The 1,061-nt window shown below is 46.7% G+C and carries 1 protein-coding gene; it reads left to right on the top strand.

Translation table 11 applies throughout. The annotated features are described in order from the left end of the window. The first annotated feature begins 30 nt into the window (after nt 1-30). Nucleotides 31-966, top strand: coding sequence for a malate dehydrogenase (mdh, locus tag R7E00_RS24995; RefSeq protein ID WP_005454639.1), 936 nt, complete (start codon nt 31-33; stop codon nt 964-966). Nucleotides 967-1,061: the final 95 nt, after the last annotated feature.

A 1,061-nucleotide genomic window follows, 5' to 3' on the forward strand; every position in this document is an offset into this window, starting at 1 on the left:
TATAAGAGAAATACTCTCAAGGAGAACTACATGAAAGTAGCCGTTATTGGTGCCGCTGGTGGCATCGGTCAAGCCCTTGCCCTTCTGCTTAAGAACCGTCTTCCTGCTGGTTCTGATTTAGCCCTATACGATATTGCTCCAGTTACGCCTGGCGTAGCAGCAGATCTTAGCCACATCCCAACACCAGTATCGATCAAAGGTTACGCTGGTGAAGATCCAACTCCTGCGCTAGAAGGTGCAGATGTAGTTCTTATCTCTGCGGGTGTTGCTCGTAAGCCGGGCATGGATCGTGCGGATCTGTTCAATGTAAACGCTGGTATTGTGAAATCACTCGCTGAAAAGATTGCGGTTGTTTGTCCTAAAGCATGTGTAGGTATCATCACTAACCCAGTGAACACAACAGTGCCAATCGCTGCTGAAGTTCTGAAGAAAGCGGGCGTTTACGACAAGCGTCGCCTATTCGGTATTACCACACTAGACGTGATCCGTTCAGAAACGTTTGTTGCTGAGCTAAAAGGCAAAGATCCTAGCGATATCCGTGTACCAGTTATCGGTGGTCACTCTGGCGTGACAATTCTTCCTCTTCTTTCTCAAGTAGAAGGTGTGGAGTTTACAGCTGAAGAAGTAGAAGCTCTGACTAAGCGTATTCAAAACGCAGGCACAGAAGTTGTTGAAGCAAAAGCGGGTGGCGGTAGTGCGACACTTTCTATGGGCCAAGCGGCTTGTCGTTTCGGTCTAGCACTTGTACGAGCTCTTCAAGGTGAAGAAGGCGTTGTTGAGTGTGCTTACGTTGAAGGTGATAGCGAGCACGCACCTTACTTTGCACAACCAGTGAAGTTGGGTAAAGAAGGCGTAGAAGAAGTACTAAGCTACGGCGAATTGAGCGACTTCGAAAAAGCGGCACTAGATGGAATGCTAGAAACGCTAAATGGCGACATCAACATTGGTGTTGAATTCGCTAAATAATCTCTATAACGCGAATTAAGAAGAAAGCCGATCTTAGGATCGGCTTTTTTGATCTTTTTGCTCTGAATTACGTATCACAAGCGAACCAAAACAAC

Origin of the sequence: Vibrio sp. Vb1755 (assembly GCF_033338635.1) — a bacterium.
In the GTDB taxonomy this organism is placed as follows: Bacteria; Pseudomonadota; Gammaproteobacteria; order Enterobacterales; family Vibrionaceae; genus Vibrio; species Vibrio alginolyticus.